Origin of the sequence: Erwinia sp. PsM31 (assembly GCF_030433775.1) — a bacterium.
Classification (GTDB): Bacteria; Pseudomonadota; Gammaproteobacteria; order Enterobacterales; family Enterobacteriaceae; genus Erwinia; species Erwinia aeris.
The window spans coordinates 60,124-76,402 of the sequence record NZ_JARUWZ010000002.1 but is presented as its reverse complement, the minus strand read 5'-3'; the positions used below and the strand labels follow the sequence as shown (position 1 = coordinate 76,402).

Sequence of the window (16,279 nt, the reverse complement as noted above, 5' to 3'; positions counted from 1 at the left end):
GCAAATTAGCGGCAGCTTCCGTAATACCAGCGTTAACTATAGGGATAAGTTACAGCAGCACGTCCTTGTGCTGTAGAGTCAGCTTTACCGGCTAAGCAGAATAACCGGCATCCGCCGATCGCCTCCCGCCAGGCTAAAGCTTGTCTCCAGCGCAGATTCTGCGCCACTGATCAGATTGATATAGCGTCGGCCAGCCAGCGCCTCCGGCAGGGCGATTTCCGCCGGCGCCCAGTGCGCCTCCTGCAATCGGTTAAACACAAGGCGGGGCAGGATCACAATCAGCGCCGCCTCGTCGTTGGCTCGACCAAAAGCCAGCACGTTCTCCGCCTGCTGACCCGTGGCGCTCAGCGGCAGATAGTCGCCTTTACGAAACAGATCCGGCAGCTGCTGACGCAGGGGCAGCACTTTAGCAATCAGCTGCTGCTTCAGGCGACCGTCCAGCCAGTGCGCTTCATTAGCGGGATCGACCTGCTCAACCTGATTTAACAGCTGCTCCAGCGCGGCGAAATCCGGCTCGCGACGGTTGTCGGGATCCACCAGGCTCAGATCCAGCGTTTCGCTGCCCTGATAAATATCCGGCACGCCCGGTGCGGTCAGCTTGATGGCCGTCTGGGTCAGGCTGTTAACAAGGCCTGCGTGGATAAAGGGCTGGAGCGACGCGGTGAAGTCCTGCAAAAAAGCCTGATTATCGGGCGACAGCAGATGACGCACATAGTCGAGCACGGCATTTTCATAGGTTTCGTTGCTGTCGGCCCAGTCGGTGCGCAGCTTCGCCTCACGCAGCGCTTTTTCTACAAAGCCGGTAAAGCGCTCCTCCAGCGCCTTGAGGCCTTCAGCATCATCAGGCGCCAGATCGGTGGGCCATGCGCCCGCCAGCGACTGGTACAGCATCCACTCCACGGCGGGTTTTGGCGCAGGGCCGTCCTTAAGCTGCACCACCTGAGACTGGTTGCCTTGCCGCCAGCGAGAGACGCACTCCGCCCAGCGCTCCGGCGCTTCGCTCAGCGTATAGAGGCGCGCTCGCGCATCTTCGCCACGCTTGGTGTCGTGGGTAGAGGTGCCGGAAAGGGCGTCCGGCTGACGGGCCAGCCGCTCCTGCATCTCCTGGTGGAAACGTTCCGGCGAGAAGTCATCCGGCATCGGCTCCGCGCCGACCTCATTCAGCGCCAGCGCCATATGCAGGCGGAAAAACAGCGTGTCCTCGACCGATTTTGCCATCAGCGGCCCGGTCAGCTGCTGGAAGCGGGTGCGGAAGCTGGCGGCGTCGTCACTGGCGGCAGCGGAAACTTCGCCCGCCATAATCCGCGTTAAAAAGCCCAGCGCCTCGGGATCCGGTGCCTTAACGCCCTGGCGCACCTCGTCCGCTACTTTCAGCAGCAGGTCGGCATCTTCGGGCGGCAGCCCCTCTGTTGTGCCGTAAGTGCGGTAAACGGGGAAGGCGACCAGCAGCTCCCGCAGCGCCGTCAACAGCGCTTTCTCTTCCAGCGGCTCGTTATCGGCGGCGGCGATAGTGGTGGCAAGCTGCAAAAGCCTGGTCGCTTCACCGGCGAAGTTGCGGGTCGCCATCAGCATTTTGGCCGCGCGCAGCTCCGCCTGCACGTCAACCGGCTTGCCCAGCAGCGTTTCATAGGCCTGCCGCAGCTGACGAATATGTTTGCCGTCCACCAGCGCTTCGGACAGGGAAGCAATAAATTCATACCCAGTGGTGCCGGAGACAGGCCAGTCGGCAGGCAGATGCTCGCCCTTAGCCAGGATCTTTTCTACCGTGATATAGCAATCCGGTCCGGCTTCCTGACGCAGCCGTTCCAGATAGCTTTTAGGATCGGCCAGCCCGTCGACGTGGTCAACGCGCAGGCCCTGCACCGCGCCGCTGCGCACCAGCTCGAGGATCAGCTGGTGCGCATCATCGAACACCGCCTTATCTTCCACCCGCACGCCGGCCAGCCCCGTGATTTCAAAAAAGCGGCGGAAGGAGAGGTCGCGCGGCGCGTCCCGCCAGGACATCAGCCTGTAGGGCTGGCTGTCGTGCAGCGCAGCGATATCGGCTTTGTCGGTGAGTTGCAGCACCGCCTCCACCCGATCCTGCCAGCTTGCAGGCGTCAGCGGATAGAAATGTTCGTAGTAAGCCAGCGCCGGTTTCCCGGTTTGCGGATCGGGTTTAACCGCGATAGCGCCGTTTTCAAGCTCCACCTCAAAATCATCGCCAAGGAAAGGCAGCGTCAGACGACGTGACCAGTCGATATCAAAATGGTGGGCGTAGCGGCTGTTTTCGCCGTGCTCTACCACGTCGCGCCACCAGGCGTTTTCCAGCGATGAGGCCATATGGTTCGGCACGATATCGATGATCAGCCCCAGGCCAGCCTGTTGCAGCGTTTTCACCAGACGATCGAAGCCCTCACGGCCGCCAATCGCCGGATCGATTTCATTGGCGTTGATAACATCGTAACCGTGGGTAGAGCCGGAAAGCGCGGTAAAAATGGGCGACGCGTAGAGATGACTAATGCCCAGCTGTTTCAGATAGGGAACAAGCGCGGCGGCCCGATCGAAAGTCATGCCGCTGCGGAACTGGATACGGTAGGTCGAGGCTGGAATAGTCACGCGGTTTCTCCCGGAGCAAGGCGAACAAGGATGGCATGCTGGGGCAGCTCGGTGATGGCCTGCGGCCAGCTAAAAATCGTCTCGCCCGGCATGTCCGGCACGGGCTGGGTTTTCTCGCCGATATTCAGCGCGATCGACAGCGTGCCCTGAGGGAACGTCCAGCTGACAGCGACGAAACCGGCGGCGGTTTGCAGCACTTTGCCGCTGTTGCCGCCTGCAGTGGTGAGCAGCGGCACGATATAGCGCTGCCGCACGGCCAGCAGCTCTTTGGTCAATGCCAGCCACGCCTGTCCCTGCGGGCTTTGCGTTTTTTGCCAGTCCAGCTTTGAAGCGTCAAACGTGCTTTTGGCATTAGGATCGGGCACGCTTTCGTCTTCATGTCCGGCATGGCCCTGGAATTCACGCGCGCGCCCTTCGCGCACCGCTTTAGCCAGATCGCCGTGGAAATCGGTAAAGAACAGGAAAGGCCTGGTTTCGCCGTACTCTTCGCCCATAAACAGCAGGGGAATATGCGGCGAGCAGAGCAGCGTGGCCAGCAGCACTTTGGTGCGATCGGCGCCCGCCAGCTGGATCAGCCTGTCGCCCTGGGCGCGGTTGCCCGTCTGGTCATGGTTCTGAATAAAATCGACAAAAGCGACCGGCGGCTGACCTGAACTTTTCACGCCGCGTTTTTCACCCGACTGCGCCGAGACTTCGCCCTGATAAGCGAAGCCTTCCGTCAGAATGCGCGCAATAAGCTTTTCCGGCTCGTTAGCGAAGTCGCGATAGTAGGCGTGGGTTTCGCCGGTGGCGAAAACGTGAATGGCGTTATGGAAATCATCGTTCCACTCGCCGGTAAACAGCGGCACGCTGCCGTCCTCTTCACGCGGGTGCAGGAAAATGACGTTACGGCTGTCCTCGGTGGTGAGGTGAACCGGCCGGTCGGTGATTTCTGCACGAATACGTTCGGCGATAGCGATCAGCGCATGTTTTTCCGAGGTGTCTTCAATCTGATCGATGGCGTCAAAACGCAGCCCGTCCAGATTGTACTCCTGTAGCCAGTACAGCGGCGCTTCCACCATATAGTCGCGAGCCGCCGCGACGTCATAAGCGATTCCGGCTCCCCAGGGAGTCATGCGCTCTTTATGAAAGAAGTCAGGCGCCAGCAGCGGCAGGTAGTTGCCTTCCGGGCCAAAATGGTTCAGGACGATATCAAGCACCACCGACAGGCCATGACCGTGCGCGGCGTCGATAAAGGCTTTGAAATCGTCCGGCGTGCCGTAAGCGGAGTGCGGCGCGTAAAGCAGCACGCCGTCGTAGCCCCAGCCGCGATTGCCGCCAAACTGCGAAACGGGCAGCACTTCCAGCATGGTGATACCCAGCTCCGCCAGGTGAGGCAGTTTCTCTATGGCGGCCCGAAAGGTGCCTTCCGGGGTAAAGGTGCCGATATGCATTTCGTACACCACCGTTTCAATCCACGGACGACCGCGCCATTCATGCTGCCAGCTATAGCTTGCGGGATCGATAACCACAGAGGGGCCGTTAACGTCCGCCTTTTGCGCACGCGATGCCGGATCCGGCACCACCATGCCGTCGGCAAGCACAAAGTTGTATTCCGCGCCGGGCGCTACCTCGCTGACCTCCGCTTCAAACCAGCCGTCGCCGCTGGCGGACATGGCAATATCTTTTCCGGCCAGCCTGAGCGTGACGCTTTTTTGCCCCGTAGCCCAAAGGCGAAAACGAACCTTACCGTCGGCCACATACTCGGCCCCCCAGCTCTTACTAAATGTTCCGGATCCCATTCAATAGCCTCTTTAAGCACAGCGGTGAGCGATAGACGACATCGCAAGGAGTGCGATGTAAGCTTTGAAGAAATCATAGACTATTGCGTAGAAAGTGAAGGGTATGCGGCAGGGCGCAAAAAGCAGGATGGGGTTGGGTTTTGCCGGGCCTGGCGACGGCCCGGACGTGCTTATTGCAGGCCTGGTGGAAAAATCACGGGTAAAGCTGCGCCAGTTCAACCTTGCTCAGCCCGGTTAGCGTTGCCACGGCCTGAAGGTCAAATCCCTGCCGCAGCATCGCCCGAGCGATATTGCGCGCCTCCGCTTTTCGACCGAGCCGCATTCCTTTTTCGACGCCCATTTTCATCCCTTCCTGAACGCCTGTTTGCTTGAGCTGCTGTGCGATAGTCATCAGTTTCTCCTCGTGTTGCGGCACGCGCTGTGCCAGCTGCTGTACAAATACCTTTGCGTCTGAAGCTTCACCTGCAAGCAATAAATAGTTTACCAGTGAAATCAAATGCTGTTCTGTGAGATCTCCCGCTAAAATCAACGCGGTCAGCCTGTCCAACAGGTCCGTCATATCGCGCTGGTTAATATGCTTTTGTACCAGCGTCAGCGCCGCCATCTTCCGGTGATGCACAATCTCGTCATCGGGGATCGCCGTGACGTCGACCAGGGGGAAATGGGTGCCATAGATCCTGCCCGCCATATCGGGATCGGTAAATCCATGAAGCCAGTGGGTCGAAAAAGGATAGGGCGACCGTTTGCCGTTATAAAACAGCACCGGGATCACCAGCGGCAGCTTAGTGTGACCGGCGTCCAGATGGCGCTGCATCACGGCAACCGCGTAGCGCAGCAGCCGGAAGGCCATATGACGATCGGGCGTCGACTGGTGTTCAATCAGCACATAAATATAGCCGTCGCCGCCGGCGGTTTTCAGGCTATAAAGCACATCGCTGAAGCAGGCGCGCAGGCTCTCTTCAACAAAGCTGCCGGACGCCAGCCGCAGAGTCGAAAAATCGCAGGCGGCCCGCACCGACTCGGACAGATGCTGCGCCATAAAATCTTTCGCGACAGCGGGATCGGTCAGAAATTGCTTAAAAACCGCATCGTGCGGCGTGCGGGTGATTTTTTTCCTTTTTCTGGCGGGCATACCAGCCTCCACTGTTGTCCGGCTTTCCTTTGGCCGCACTATAGCGCACCAGCCGCCGCCTGACCGCCACGCAGGTTAATCCGCGAGAGCCAGCTTCCAGTTTCCTTCGCCCAGCGCTTCGCGCGCCTGAGCACTCAGGCGGCTATCGGTGACGATGGTGTCGAAGATCTCCAGCGGCAGCGCCATAAACGTGGCGATTTTATTGTATTTGGAGCTGTCGCTGAGCAGTACGCGCTTGCTGCTGACGTCGCACACCGCCTGCTTTACCGTGACCTTGTCCTCGTCCGGGGTAAAGAGGCCTCGCGGCCCCCAGCAGGATGCAGAGATAAAAGCGATATCAATAGCGAGATGGCGCAGGCTGCGCGCCGCGCTTTCCCCGACGCAGGAACGGTTTTCGCGGCATACCGTGCCGCCGGTGTGGATCAGCCGACAGCGGCTTTTCTCCATCAGCAAGGCCGCCACCATAAAATCGTTGGTCACCACCAGCAGGTCGTCGCGATCCAGCAGCTCGCCGGCCAGCGCCAGCGTGGTGGTGCCCGCATCAATATAAATACAGCTGTTGCGGGGAATATGCTGCGCGGCGCGGCGGCCAATCGCATTTTTCTCCGCGTTATAGAGCGAGGTTTTGGTCTGGTGCGACGGTTCCGCCGCCAGCCGTTCGGCCGAACGCACGCCGCCGGATACCGCCAGCAGCGCGCCTTGTTCCTCCAGCTTCTGCACGTCGCGTCGAATGGTCATATGCGATACGCCCAGCCGTTCGCTCAGTTCCGAAAAGCTCACCACGCCGCGTTCGGCCACCATCGCCAGGATCTGCTGATGTCGTTCAACCGGGATCACGTCTGCTCCTGTGAAATTATCAATTTTTCACATTGTAATGGAAAGGGATGGCCGCGCGAATAGAAAATTTGCCGGTTCTGCGGTGTGGTTCCGCCTTTTCGCCTCAGGATTCAGTGCTGACAGCGCTTGTGAAGAAATGTTCTTTTTTGTTCGCCGCCTTCAATTTGTGATGCGCGGCACATTTATTCATCCGATAAGCTGGCACGATTAACAACATTGAACAAATAATAACTTAATTTAACAACGGAGGCCACGGTGCCAATTCAAAACGTTTGCGTAATCGGTTTAGGGTCGATGGGGATGGGCGCAGCCGCCTCCTGCATTCGTGCGGGGCTGAACACCTGGGGCGTCGATCTTAATCCAGCGGCGCTGGAAACGCTGCGCCAGACGGGCGCCCGCGATGCGCAAACCGCCGCCGACGGGTTCGTCGATCAGCTTGAGGCCGTGCTGCTGCTGGTGGTCAACGCTAAACAGGTTAACGCTATTTTATTCGGCGATAACGGCCTGGCCGCCAGGCTGAAGCCGGGCACGGTGGTGATGGTGTCGTCCACTATCTCTGCGCAGGACGCGCAGCAGATTGAACAGCGGCTGGCGCAGCATCAGCTGCTGATGCTGGACGCGCCCGTTTCCGGCGGCGCGGCCAAAGCGGCAACCGGTGAGATGACGGTGATGGCCTCCGGCAGCGATGCCGCGTTTGAACGTTTGCAGCCGGTGCTGGAGGCGGTGGCGGCAAAAGTCTACCGCGTCGGCAGCGAAATCGGCCTGGGATCCACCGTAAAAATTATTCATCAGCTGCTGGCTGGCGTGCATATCGCGGTGGGAGCGGAAGCGATGGCGATGGCCGCCCGCGCCGGTATCCCACTGGATACCATGTATGAGGTCGTCACCAATGCGGCGGGCAACTCATGGATGTTTGAGAACCGGATGCGCCACGTGGTCGACGGCGACTACAGCCCGAAATCCGCAGTCGATATCTTTGTGAAAGATCTCAACCTGGTGGCCGAGACGGCAAAAGCGCTGCAGTTTCCGCTGCCGCTGGCCTCTACCGCGCTGAACATGTTTACCGAAGCCAGCAACGCCGGCTATGGCCGTGAAGACGACAGCGCGGTGATCAAGATTTTCAGCGGTATCACGCTGCCTCAGGGCAAGGAGCAGGCATGACGCGTTTAGGAGTGATTGCCGACGACTTTACCGGCGCGACCGATATCGCCAGCTTTCTGACGCAGAACGGCCTGGCCACCATCCAGTTTAACGGCGTGCCTGAACAGCAGGAAAGCCTTGCCGCGCAGGCGATCGTTATCAGCCTGAAGTCGCGCTCCTGCCCGGTTGAGCAGGCGGTTGACCAGTCGCTGGCCGCGCTGCGCTGGCTCCGGGAGCAGGGCTGCGATCGTTTCTATTTTAAATACTGCTCCACCTTCGACAGTACGGAGAAAGGCAATATCGGCCCGGTCACCGACGCGCTGCTATATGAGCTTGGCGAAACGCAGACGGCTATCTGTCCGGCGCTGCCGGTGAACGGCCGCACCGTCTATCAGGGCCATCTGTTTGTCGGCGAACAGCTGCTGTCGGAGTCGGGGATGCGTCATCATCCGGTCACGCCGATGACGGACAGCAATCTGCTGCGCCTGATGGCGCGTCAGGCTAAGGGCAAAGCGGGCCTGATTGCCGCCGCCACGCTGGACCTCGGTGCCGAAGCGGTGCGCGAAAAACTAAGCGAGCTGAAGGCCGCCGGGGTGAATTATGTGGTGCTGGATGCGCTCAGCAAACAGCATTTACTGACCCAGGGCGAGGCGCTGCGCGAGATGCGCCTGGTCACCGGCGGCTCCGGCCTGGCTATCGGGCTGGCGCGCCATTGGGCCACGACGCAAAACCTTGGTAACGAGGCCGAAACGGCAGGGCGTCCACGCGGCGAGCGCGCGGTGGTGATTTCCGGCTCCTGCTCGCAGATGACCAACCGGCAGGTCAACGCCTATCGTCAGCAGGCGCCCGCGCGTGAAGTAGAGGTCAGCCGCTGTCTGGACAATGTAGACGACTATGCCCGCGAGCTTGCCGACTGGGTTGCCGATCAAAACGCCCGGCCGCTGGCGCCGATGCTTTACGCCACGGCGGATGCGCAACAGCTACAGCTTATTCAGCAGCAATACGGTGCACAGCGCAGCAGCGAGGCGGTAGAAACCCTGTTCGCCGCCGTGACCCGCAACCTGAAGGCGCGCGGCTGGCAACGCTTTATCGTAGCGGGCGGCGAAACTTCCGGCGTGGTGGCGCAGAGCCTGGACGTGACCGCTTTCCATATCGGCCCGACCATTTCCCCCGGCGTGCCCTGGGTAAGGGATATTCATCAGCCGCTGTCGCTGGCGCTGAAGTCAGGCAATTTTGGCGACGAGCAGTTTTTCCGCCGCGCGCAAACGGAGTTTTCATCATGACAGAACAACAGGCTCGCCAGGAGATGGTGAAGCTGGGCGCCTCTTTTTTTCAGCGCGGCTACGCTACCGGCTCTGCCGGCAACCTTTCTGTGCTGCTGGAGGACGGTAATCTGCTGGCGACGCCGACCGGCTCCTGTCTGGGCGAACTGGACGGCGATCGCCTGTCTAAAGTGACGCCGCAGGGCGAATGGATCGCCGGCGACAAGCCCTCCAAAGAGATCGCCTTTCACCGGGCGCTTTATCTGAACGATCCCGACTGCAAAGCGGTGGTGCACCTGCACAGCCACTATCTGACCGCGCTCTCCTGTCTGGAAGATCTGGATCGGCAGAACTGTATCCGACCGTTTACGCCTTATGTGGTGATGCGCGTCGGCGATGTGCCTGTCGTGCCTTATTACCGGCCGGGCGATACGCGGCTGGCAGACGATCTCGCCGCGCTGGCGGGGCGCTATCGCGGCTTTCTACTGGCGAACCACGGCTCGGTAGTGGTAGGCAGCTCGCTGCGCGAGGCGGCGGATAATACGGAAGAGCTGGAAGAGACGGCGCGCCTGATTTTCACGCTGGGCGACCGCGCGATCCGCTACCTCAGCGAGGCCGAAGTTGACGAGTTAAGGAGCCGATAATGCCGAAGTTTGCAGCCAATATTTCCACCCAGTTTACCGAAGTGCCTTTCCTGGATCGCTTTGCCGCGGCGGCCGACGCCGGTTTCGAGGCCGTGGAATTTCTGTTTCCCTATGACTACCCGGCGCAACAGCTAAAAGCGCGGCTGGATGAACATAACCTTAAGCTGGTGCTGTTTAACACCGCGCCGCGCGACGTGCAGTCAGGAGAATGGGGCGTAACGGCGATCCCGGGGCGCGAAGCCGATGCCCGCGCCGATATCGACAGCGCGCTGGAGTATGCGCTGGCGCTGAACGTCTCGCAGGTGCATATCATGGCTGGCGTGGTGCAGGAAGGCATGGATCGCGCGGCCTGCGAGCAGACGTTTATCAGCAATATTCACTATGCGGCCGACCGTTTTGCGCCGCACGGCATCACCATCCTGCTGGAGGCGCTCGGCCCCAAAATCAAGCCCAACTATCTCTATGCCAGCCAGTATCAGACGCTGGCGATGATGGCGCGTATCGATCGGCCAAACGTCTTCACCCAGCTCGACCTGTTTCACGCGCAGATGGTGGACGGCAACCTGAGCCACCTGATCCGGGAAAACGCTGGGCGCTATCGTCACGTGCAGATCGCCTCTGCACCGGATCGCCACGAGCCGGACGAGGGCGAAATCAACTACCCGTGGCTGTTTACCCTGCTGGATGACGTGGGCTACGACGGCTGGGTAGGCTGCGAATATATTCCACGCAACGGCACGCTCGCCGGGCTTGGCTGGTTTAAACCCTGGGCGAAAAAACGCTAAGCCTGTGTTACCCGGCGCCTTCGCGCCGGTTTACCTCACCCTTTACCTGCACCGGGTCTGTTAAAACGATAAGAATAGAAGGATTACCATGTCCACCGCTATGCTGTTAGCCATCGCGACCGCCAGCGTCGTTGTTCTGCTGCTGCTGGTCATTAAAGCCAAAGTCCATCCCTTCGTTGCGCTGTTGATTGTGAGCCTGCTGGTCGCTATCGCCACCGGCATTCCGTCTGAAAAAATCATGGAAATCATTATGAGCGGCATGGGCGGGCTGCTCGGTCATATCGCTATTATCATCGTACTGGGCGCGATGCTCGGCGCGATTATTGAGGCATCGGGCGGCGCAGAGTCGCTTGCGCAGCGTTTCAGCAAGACGCTGGGCATCCGGCGCACCGTAGCGGCGCTGACCATGGCGGCGTTTATCCTGGGGATCCCGGTGTTTTTTGAAGTCGGCTTTATTATCGTGATCCCGCTGATCTACGGCTTCAGCAAAGTTGCGCGCGTCTCACCGATCAAGTTCGGTTTGCCGATGGCGGGCGTCATGCTGACGGTGCACGTGGCGCTGCCTACGCATCCTGGCCCGGCGGCGGCGGCCGGGATCCTGCACACTGATATGGGCTGGCTGATGCTGCTGGGCCTGGTAATTTCGATCCCGGTGGGCATTGTCGGCTACCTGGTGGCGAAGGCGATGAATCGCCAGCGCTTCCAGCTGTCGGTGGAGGTACTGGAAAGCCTGCAAATGGCGAAGCCGGAAGGCGCAGAGAAAAAGAGCGAGACGCCGGGCGCGCTGATGATTTCTGGCCTGATCGTGGTGCCTATTGCGCTGATCGTGCTGGGTACGCTGGCGCATTCGCTGCTGGCGGAAGAGAGCCTGCTGCGTAAGGTGATGACGGTGATCGGCACGCCGCCGATAGCGTTACTTATCGCGCTGGCGCTGGCCGCGTGGCTGCTGGGATTGCGTCGCGGCTGGAGCAAAGACAAGCTGGAAGATCTGACCGGCCGCGCCATTCCGGGATCGGCCAGCGTAATTCTGGTAGCGGGCGCCGGCGGCGCATTTGGCAAAGTGCTGGTAGAGTCGGGCGTAGGTAAAGCGCTGGCGTTAACGCTGGAAACGCTGCATCTGCCGCTGGTGCCGGCGGCGTTTATCCTGTCGCTGGCGCTGCGCGCCTCGCAGGGATCGGCCACGGTAGCGATCCTGACCACCAGCGGCTTGCTGACGTCGGCGGTGGGCGGCGCAAACGAGATGGACAGGGTGCTGGTGACGCTGGCCGCCTGCTTTGGCGGGCTGGGCCTGTCGCACGTGAACGATGCGGGCTTCTGGGTGGTAACGCGCTATCTGGGGCTGTCCGTGGTCGACGGTCTGAAAACCTGGACGGTGTTAACCACGGTGATGGGCCTGAGCGGCTTTGCGCTGACGTGGCTGGTGTGGGCGCTGGTCTGACCGGAGTGATAAAGGAGGAAGGGGTACTTTCCTTCCTCCTTTAAGGCTTACTGCGGATCGGCGGTTCTTTTTTCCAGCTTGCTGGCCAGATAAGGCGCGGTCAGGCTCTCAGCCGCCTGGCTGACCGTTTCAGGTGTTCCAGCCGCCACGACGCGGCCGCCGTTACTCCCGGAACCCGGCCCTAAATCGATCACCCAGTCCGCCTCGGCGGCGATGCGCATATCATGTTCGGCCATGATAACGGTATCGCCACGCTGCACCAGCCGATCCAGCACGCCCAGCAGTTTATCCGTATCGGAAGGATGGAGGCCCGAAGATGGCTCGTCCAGCAGATAAAGCGTTTTCCCCCGCTGCGCGCGCTGAAGCTCCCAGGCCAGCTTGATGCGCTGGCATTCGCCGCCGGATAATTCCGTGGCGGGCTGGCCTAATTTCAGGTATCCCAGCCCCAGGGCGGTAAGCGCCGTTAAAGAACGCTGAATGGTGTCATTGCCTTCAAAAACGGTAACGGCCTCATCCACGGTCAGATCGAGGACGTCAGCAACTGTTCGGTTTTGCCACCGTATCTTCAGCGTTTCCTCGTTGTAGCGGGCGCCGCCGCAGGCGGAACAGGGCGCGCTTACGCCCGGCATAAACATCAGTTCAATGGTGATTTGCCCCTGGCCTTCGCAGACCGGACAGCGCCCCTCGGGCAGATTGAAAGAGAACCGGCTCGCGGTAAAGCCTCGCCGTTTTGCCTCGTCGGTTTCTGCAAACAGCTTACGCACAGTGTCAAAAAAGCCGGTGTACGTTGCCAGGTTGGAACGAGGCGTGCGTCCGATAGGGCGCTGATCGATGCGGATCAGCCTTTTAAGGCTGTCGCCTCCGGCAACAATGTTCCCCTGCACATCTGACGTCTCGTCTTCTTCCCCGGCCTCTTCATCCCCCGGCGTGTTATCCAGCCGTGCCAGCAAGCCCGGCAGGACGCGGGTCAGCAACGTTGATTTCCCCGAACCCGATACGCCGGTGATCACGGTCATGCTTTCAAGGGGAATGGCCACATCAAGCGCGGAAATATTGTTGCAGCTAACCTGTTCCAGCCTGAGCCAGCTGGCCGGGGTGTTACGCTGGCGTAAACCCGGCTGCTGCTGGCTGAACAAATAAGGCGCTGTACGTGACACTGTCACTTTCTCCAGCCCGTCCGGCACACCGTTATAGACGATTTCGCCTCCCTGGCGGCCCGGCCCTGGCCCCACCTCAATCAGCCAGTCGGCTTCGGCAATCACATCAAGATTGTGTTCTACAATCGCCAGCGAGTTGCCGGCCTCCAGCAGCGAACGCAGGGAATGCAGCAGCGCCTGCACATCGTCCGGATGCAGCCCGGCGGAAGGCTCATCCAGCACGTACAGCACCCCGAAAAGCTGTGAAATAAGCTGGGTCGCCAGCCGTATCCGCTGAAGCTCTCCGGAAGAGAGCATGGTGGTCTGCCGTCCCAGAGCAAGGTGGCCCAGCCCCAGCTTCTCAAGCTGATCAAGACGGCCGCAGATGTCCGACGCCATTCTTGTGGTGGCTTCCCGCAGCGCCGTTTCCTTTGGCAAAGAAGCAGCCTCGCCCTCGGCAAACGGCAGCAACAGCATTTTCAGCTGTGTCAGGGTCAGCTCGCCTATCCCGGCGATATCGTAGCCGGCAAAGGTGACGGCCAGGGCGTTTGGGTTAAGCTTTTTCCCCTGACAGGCGGGACAAGGCGCCGTGGCGATAAAGGGGGAAAGCCGCTTTTTAACAGACTCTTTTCCGCCGGCATAGCTTTGCAGCAGATATCTTTTGGCGCTGGTGTAGGTGCCGGTATAGTCAGGTTTCATCCCGGCCGCGATCGCCGCTTTTTGCTGCTTCGCATTCATATCCGGAAACACGGGCACGGAGGGTTGCTCATCGGTAAACAGTATCCACTGCCGATCCTTTGCCGATAAGGTTTTCCACGGCGCATCCACGTCGTAGTCGAGCATTTCAAGAATGGTGCGCAGGTTTTTTGCTCCCCAGCCGTTTGGCCACGCGGCTATCGCGCCTTCGCGAATACTTAACGACTCATCAGGCACCAGCGCATCGGCTTTCACTTCATGCGTCCTGCCCGTGCCCTGGCACAGCGTACAGGCACCCTGCGGATTATTGGGCGAGAACGCCTCGGCAGGCATAAACGGGATCCCCTCAGGGTAATGCCCGGCACGGGAAAAAAGCAGGCGGAGCGTGACCGAAATACGGGTCAGGCTGCCTACCGTGGAGCGCTCCTGAGCGCCTGCGCGACTCTGCTGGAGCGCGACGGCCGGCGGCAACCCGTCGATGTTGTCCACGTCCGGCACCGGAGCCTGCTCAATCAGGTGGCGCACGTGTGGCGCGACGGATTCCAGATACCTTCGCTGCGCTTCCGCATAGAGCGTATCGAAAGCCAGTGAGGATTTGCCCGAGCCGGAGACGCCAGTAAAGATGACGATGGCATCGCGAGGGAAAGAGAGTGAGACATCTTTCAGATTGTGTGTTCTCGCTCCGTGTACGCTTACGTCAGTGCTGTCGACTTTCTGTTGAGCGGCGCGTTCAGTTCTGGTCGGCGTCATAGTATCCCTGTAAAAATTGATGTGGCTGACAGTATCGGGGCGTTCAAAGCAGGCCCGATCCTGAATGGCGTGCAGGAAAGGGTAGTTCTGTTAAGGCGATCACACAATTCGCCTCAGTCAGGCGAATTGCTAAAATTTTTTTTATCTCAGCGAAACTTTTCCCTGTTGTTCGACGAACCTCTGGTTAAGGAGATGGTTTCCTTTCACCTGTCGAATAATGGAGAGATGTTTATGCGTATGAACCTGAAAGCCCTGACCGCCGCCACGCTGCTGGCGCTTACCTTACCCATGACCAGCGCCTTTGCCGCCCTGCAGGTCGGTGAAAAAGCGCCGGACTTTAAGCTTGATGCCGCTTTGGCCGGTAAATCGACCACGTTCTCGCTGCATCAGGCGCTGCAAAAAGGCCCGGTGGTGCTCTATTTCTTCCCGGCCGCGTTTAGCGCAGGCTGTACACTGGAAGCGCATGACTTTGCCGAAGCGACCGATGAGTTTAACAAGCAGGGCGCGACGGTGATTGGCGTGACGGCAGGCAATACCGATCAGATTGCTAAATTTTCCCAGCTGGAATGCCGCGATAAATTTACCGTAGCCGCCGATCCGGGTGCGAAAGTCGCGACGGAATATAAAAATACGCTGGAGATGAAAGGGAAAACCTATTCCGACCGCACTTCCTATGTGATTGCGCCGGACGGCAAGATCCTGCTCAGCTATACCGACAAAAATCCGGACGCGCATATTCAAAAAGCGATGGACGCGGTGAAAAAATATCGCCAGGCCAACCCGGCATAACGGAGTAGGTTTATCATGCTGACTGCTATCGCTGCCGCCTTCCTGGGCGGCCTTATCCTGAATTTAATGCCGTGCGTGTTTCCGGTGATTTCGCTGAAGGCGCTGAGCCTGCTGCGCCATCATGACAGGCCTGCACAGACTCGTGCCGAAGGCCTGGCGTTTCTGCTCGGCGTGGTGGTGACCATGGTGGCGCTGGTGGGCGTGCTGCTGCTGGCGCGGGCGGGCGGATCGTCGGTCGGCTGGGGATTTCAGCTTCAGTCGCCGCTGGTGATCGCGCTGCTGATCCTGGTGATGCTTGGCTCGGCCCTCAATCTTTTTGGGCTTTTTGAGGTCGGGCTTTCGGTGCAGCGGGTAGGGGGAATAGGCGGCGATCGCGGTGGTCTGACCGGCTCTGCGCTGACCGGCGCGCTGGCAATTATTGTGGCGACGCCCTGTAGCGCGCCCTTTATGGCCAGCGCGGTCGGCTATGCACTGACTCAGCCACCGGTGGTCAGCCTGATTATCTTTATCTCGCTGGCGCTGGGATTTGCTGCACCTTTTACGCTGATTTCTTTTTTTCCGGTGCTGGCGAAAGTGCTGCCTGCGCCCGGCGCCTGGATGTCGACGCTGAAACAGGGGCTGGCGTTTCCGATGCTGGGCGCGGTCGGCTGGCTGATTTGGGTGCTGGAGCGGCAGGTCGGCTCGGCGGCGCTGGCGGCTATCCTGGCCTGCTGTCTGCTGCTGAGCTTTGCCGCCTGGCTGTATGGCATGGCGCAAAAACGTCAGATGATGGGCAGGCGTCACTGGGCGCTGCATAGCGCAACCGTGGTATTTCTGCTGCTGGTGGCGGTGCCGCTGCTTAACCTTAACGCCACCGCCACGCCGCAAAACAGCGCCGAAACCGCACAGGCTGCGGCAGCCGTTGCCTGGACGCCGCAGAATGTCGAGGCGATTAAAGGGCAGGGCAAACCGATTCTGGTAAACTTTACGGCGTCCTGGTGTATTACCTGCCAGGTAAACGATCGCACGTCGCTTTCTACCCAGGCTGTTAAAGCAGCAATGGCGCGTACCGATACCATCTATATGGTTGCGGATTCCACTAAGTACAATCCGGATGTGGAACAGGCGCTGAGCGATTTCGGTCGGGGCGGACTGCCGCTTTATGTGGTTTATCCGGCAGACGGTGGCAAACCGGTCGTGCTGCCGCAGGTGCTGACGCCCAATATTGTTATCTCGGCGCTGGATCGCGCCACTGAACACGGGAAAAAATCGTGAGCAAGCGTAGTGACTACAAGCCCGGCAGATAACGTTT

General features: G+C 59.8%; 13 protein-coding genes. 8 read left to right on the top strand and 5 right to left on the bottom strand.

The features are described from left to right. Positions 1 to 84: 84 nt before the first annotated feature. From treY to ygbI, 4 genes are all read right to left on the bottom strand, one after another. Positions 85 to 2,598 carry a malto-oligosyltrehalose synthase gene (gene treY / locus QCD69_RS01890; protein WP_301250803.1) on the bottom strand — a complete coding sequence of 838 codons (2,514 nt, stop codon included), beginning with the start codon at positions 2,596 to 2,598 and terminating at the stop codon, positions 85 to 87. Further along, positions 2,595 to 4,379, bottom strand: coding sequence for a malto-oligosyltrehalose trehalohydrolase (treZ, locus tag QCD69_RS01885; protein WP_301250802.1), 1,785 nt, complete (start codon positions 4,377 to 4,379; stop codon positions 2,595 to 2,597). Before treZ ends, treY begins: the two co-directional genes overlap by 4 nt. Before the next feature lie 193 nt (positions 4,380 to 4,572). Next, entirely contained in the window at positions 4,573 to 5,511 is a 939-nt protein-coding gene (locus tag QCD69_RS01880) for an Rpn family recombination-promoting nuclease/putative transposase (protein WP_301250801.1), read from the bottom strand. A 75-nt stretch (positions 5,512 to 5,586) separates the two neighbouring features. Continuing rightward, a complete protein-coding gene (gene ygbI, locus QCD69_RS01875) occupies positions 5,587 to 6,348 on the bottom strand; it encodes a DNA-binding transcriptional repressor YgbI (protein ID WP_301250800.1) in 762 nt (253 codons plus the stop codon). A 10-nt stretch (positions 6,349 to 6,358) separates the two neighbouring features. Between ygbI and QCD69_RS01870 the strand changes: the two genes are divergently transcribed. From QCD69_RS01870 to QCD69_RS01845, 6 genes are all read left to right on the top strand, one after another. Beyond that, positions 6,359 to 6,559, top strand: coding sequence for a hypothetical protein (locus QCD69_RS01870; protein ID WP_301250799.1), 201 nt, complete (start codon positions 6,359 to 6,361; stop codon positions 6,557 to 6,559). Between the two features lie 44 nt (positions 6,560 to 6,603). Then, a complete protein-coding gene (ltnD, locus tag QCD69_RS01865) occupies positions 6,604 to 7,509 on the top strand; it encodes an L-threonate dehydrogenase (protein ID WP_301250798.1) in 906 nt (301 codons plus the stop codon). After that, the gene (otnK, locus tag QCD69_RS01860; protein ID WP_301250797.1) at positions 7,506 to 8,771 is read left to right on the top strand and encodes a 3-oxo-tetronate kinase; all 1,266 of its coding nucleotides are present in this window, start codon (positions 7,506 to 7,508) and stop codon (positions 8,769 to 8,771) included. Before ltnD ends, otnK begins: the two co-directional genes overlap by 4 nt. After that, a complete protein-coding gene (gene otnC / locus QCD69_RS01855) occupies positions 8,768 to 9,394 on the top strand; it encodes a 3-oxo-tetronate 4-phosphate decarboxylase (RefSeq protein ID WP_253454101.1) in 627 nt (208 codons plus the stop codon). Before otnK ends, otnC begins: the two co-directional genes overlap by 4 nt. Then, on the top strand, positions 9,394 to 10,179 hold the full coding sequence (locus tag QCD69_RS01850) for an HPr family phosphocarrier protein (protein ID WP_253454099.1): 786 nt from the start codon (positions 9,394 to 9,396) through the stop codon (positions 10,177 to 10,179). Before otnC ends, QCD69_RS01850 begins: the two co-directional genes overlap by 1 nt. 88 nt (positions 10,180 to 10,267) lie before the next feature. Beyond that, entirely contained in the window at positions 10,268 to 11,617 is a 1,350-nt protein-coding gene (locus QCD69_RS01845; RefSeq protein WP_253454097.1) for a GntP family transporter, read from the top strand. Between the two features lie 47 nt (positions 11,618 to 11,664). Here QCD69_RS01845 and QCD69_RS01840 read toward each other — a convergent pair whose 3' ends face one another. Beyond that, positions 11,665 to 14,199 carry an excinuclease ABC subunit UvrA gene (locus QCD69_RS01840; RefSeq protein ID WP_301250795.1) on the bottom strand — a complete coding sequence of 845 codons (2,535 nt, stop codon included), beginning with the start codon at positions 14,197 to 14,199 and terminating at the stop codon, positions 11,665 to 11,667. Positions 14,200 to 14,424: 225 nt separating this feature from the next. Here QCD69_RS01840 and QCD69_RS01835 point away from each other — a divergent pair, with 225 nt between their 5' ends. Both QCD69_RS01835 and QCD69_RS01830 read left to right on the top strand, forming a co-directional pair. Further along, the gene (locus tag QCD69_RS01835) at positions 14,425 to 14,988 is read left to right on the top strand and encodes a peroxiredoxin (protein ID WP_301250967.1); all 564 of its coding nucleotides are present in this window, start codon (positions 14,425 to 14,427) and stop codon (positions 14,986 to 14,988) included. A 15-nt stretch (positions 14,989 to 15,003) separates the two neighbouring features. Beyond that, positions 15,004 to 16,242 (top strand): protein-disulfide reductase DsbD family protein, encoded by a 1,239-nt coding sequence (locus tag QCD69_RS01830; RefSeq protein WP_301250793.1) that lies wholly within the window; start codon positions 15,004 to 15,006, stop codon positions 16,240 to 16,242. Positions 16,243 to 16,279: the final 37 nt, after the last annotated feature.

What these genes read in the sequence shown, in the direction of transcription:
- otnC (WP_253454101.1), top strand. Translation starts at nt 8,768, where the DNA reads ATGACAGAACAACAGGCTCGCCAGGAGATGGTGAAGCTGGGCGCCTCT.
- QCD69_RS01840 (WP_301250795.1), bottom strand. Translation starts at nt 14,199, where the DNA reads ATGACGCCGACCAGAACTGAACGCGCCGCTCAACAGAAAGTCGACAGC.
- QCD69_RS01830 (WP_301250793.1), top strand. Translation starts at nt 15,004, where the DNA reads ATGCTGACTGCTATCGCTGCCGCCTTCCTGGGCGGCCTTATCCTGAAT.
- QCD69_RS01835 (WP_301250967.1), top strand. Translation starts at nt 14,425, where the DNA reads ATGTTTATGCGTATGAACCTGAAAGCCCTGACCGCCGCCACGCTGCTG.
- QCD69_RS01845 (WP_253454097.1), top strand. Translation starts at nt 10,268, where the DNA reads ATGTCCACCGCTATGCTGTTAGCCATCGCGACCGCCAGCGTCGTTGTT.
- otnK (WP_301250797.1), top strand. Translation starts at nt 7,506, where the DNA reads ATGACGCGTTTAGGAGTGATTGCCGACGACTTTACCGGCGCGACCGAT.
- QCD69_RS01850 (WP_253454099.1), top strand. Translation starts at nt 9,394, where the DNA reads ATGCCGAAGTTTGCAGCCAATATTTCCACCCAGTTTACCGAAGTGCCT.
- QCD69_RS01880 (WP_301250801.1), bottom strand. Translation starts at nt 5,511, where the DNA reads ATGCCCGCCAGAAAAAGGAAAAAAATCACCCGCACGCCGCACGATGCG.
- treZ (WP_301250802.1), bottom strand. Translation starts at nt 4,379, where the DNA reads ATGGGATCCGGAACATTTAGTAAGAGCTGGGGGGCCGAGTATGTGGCC.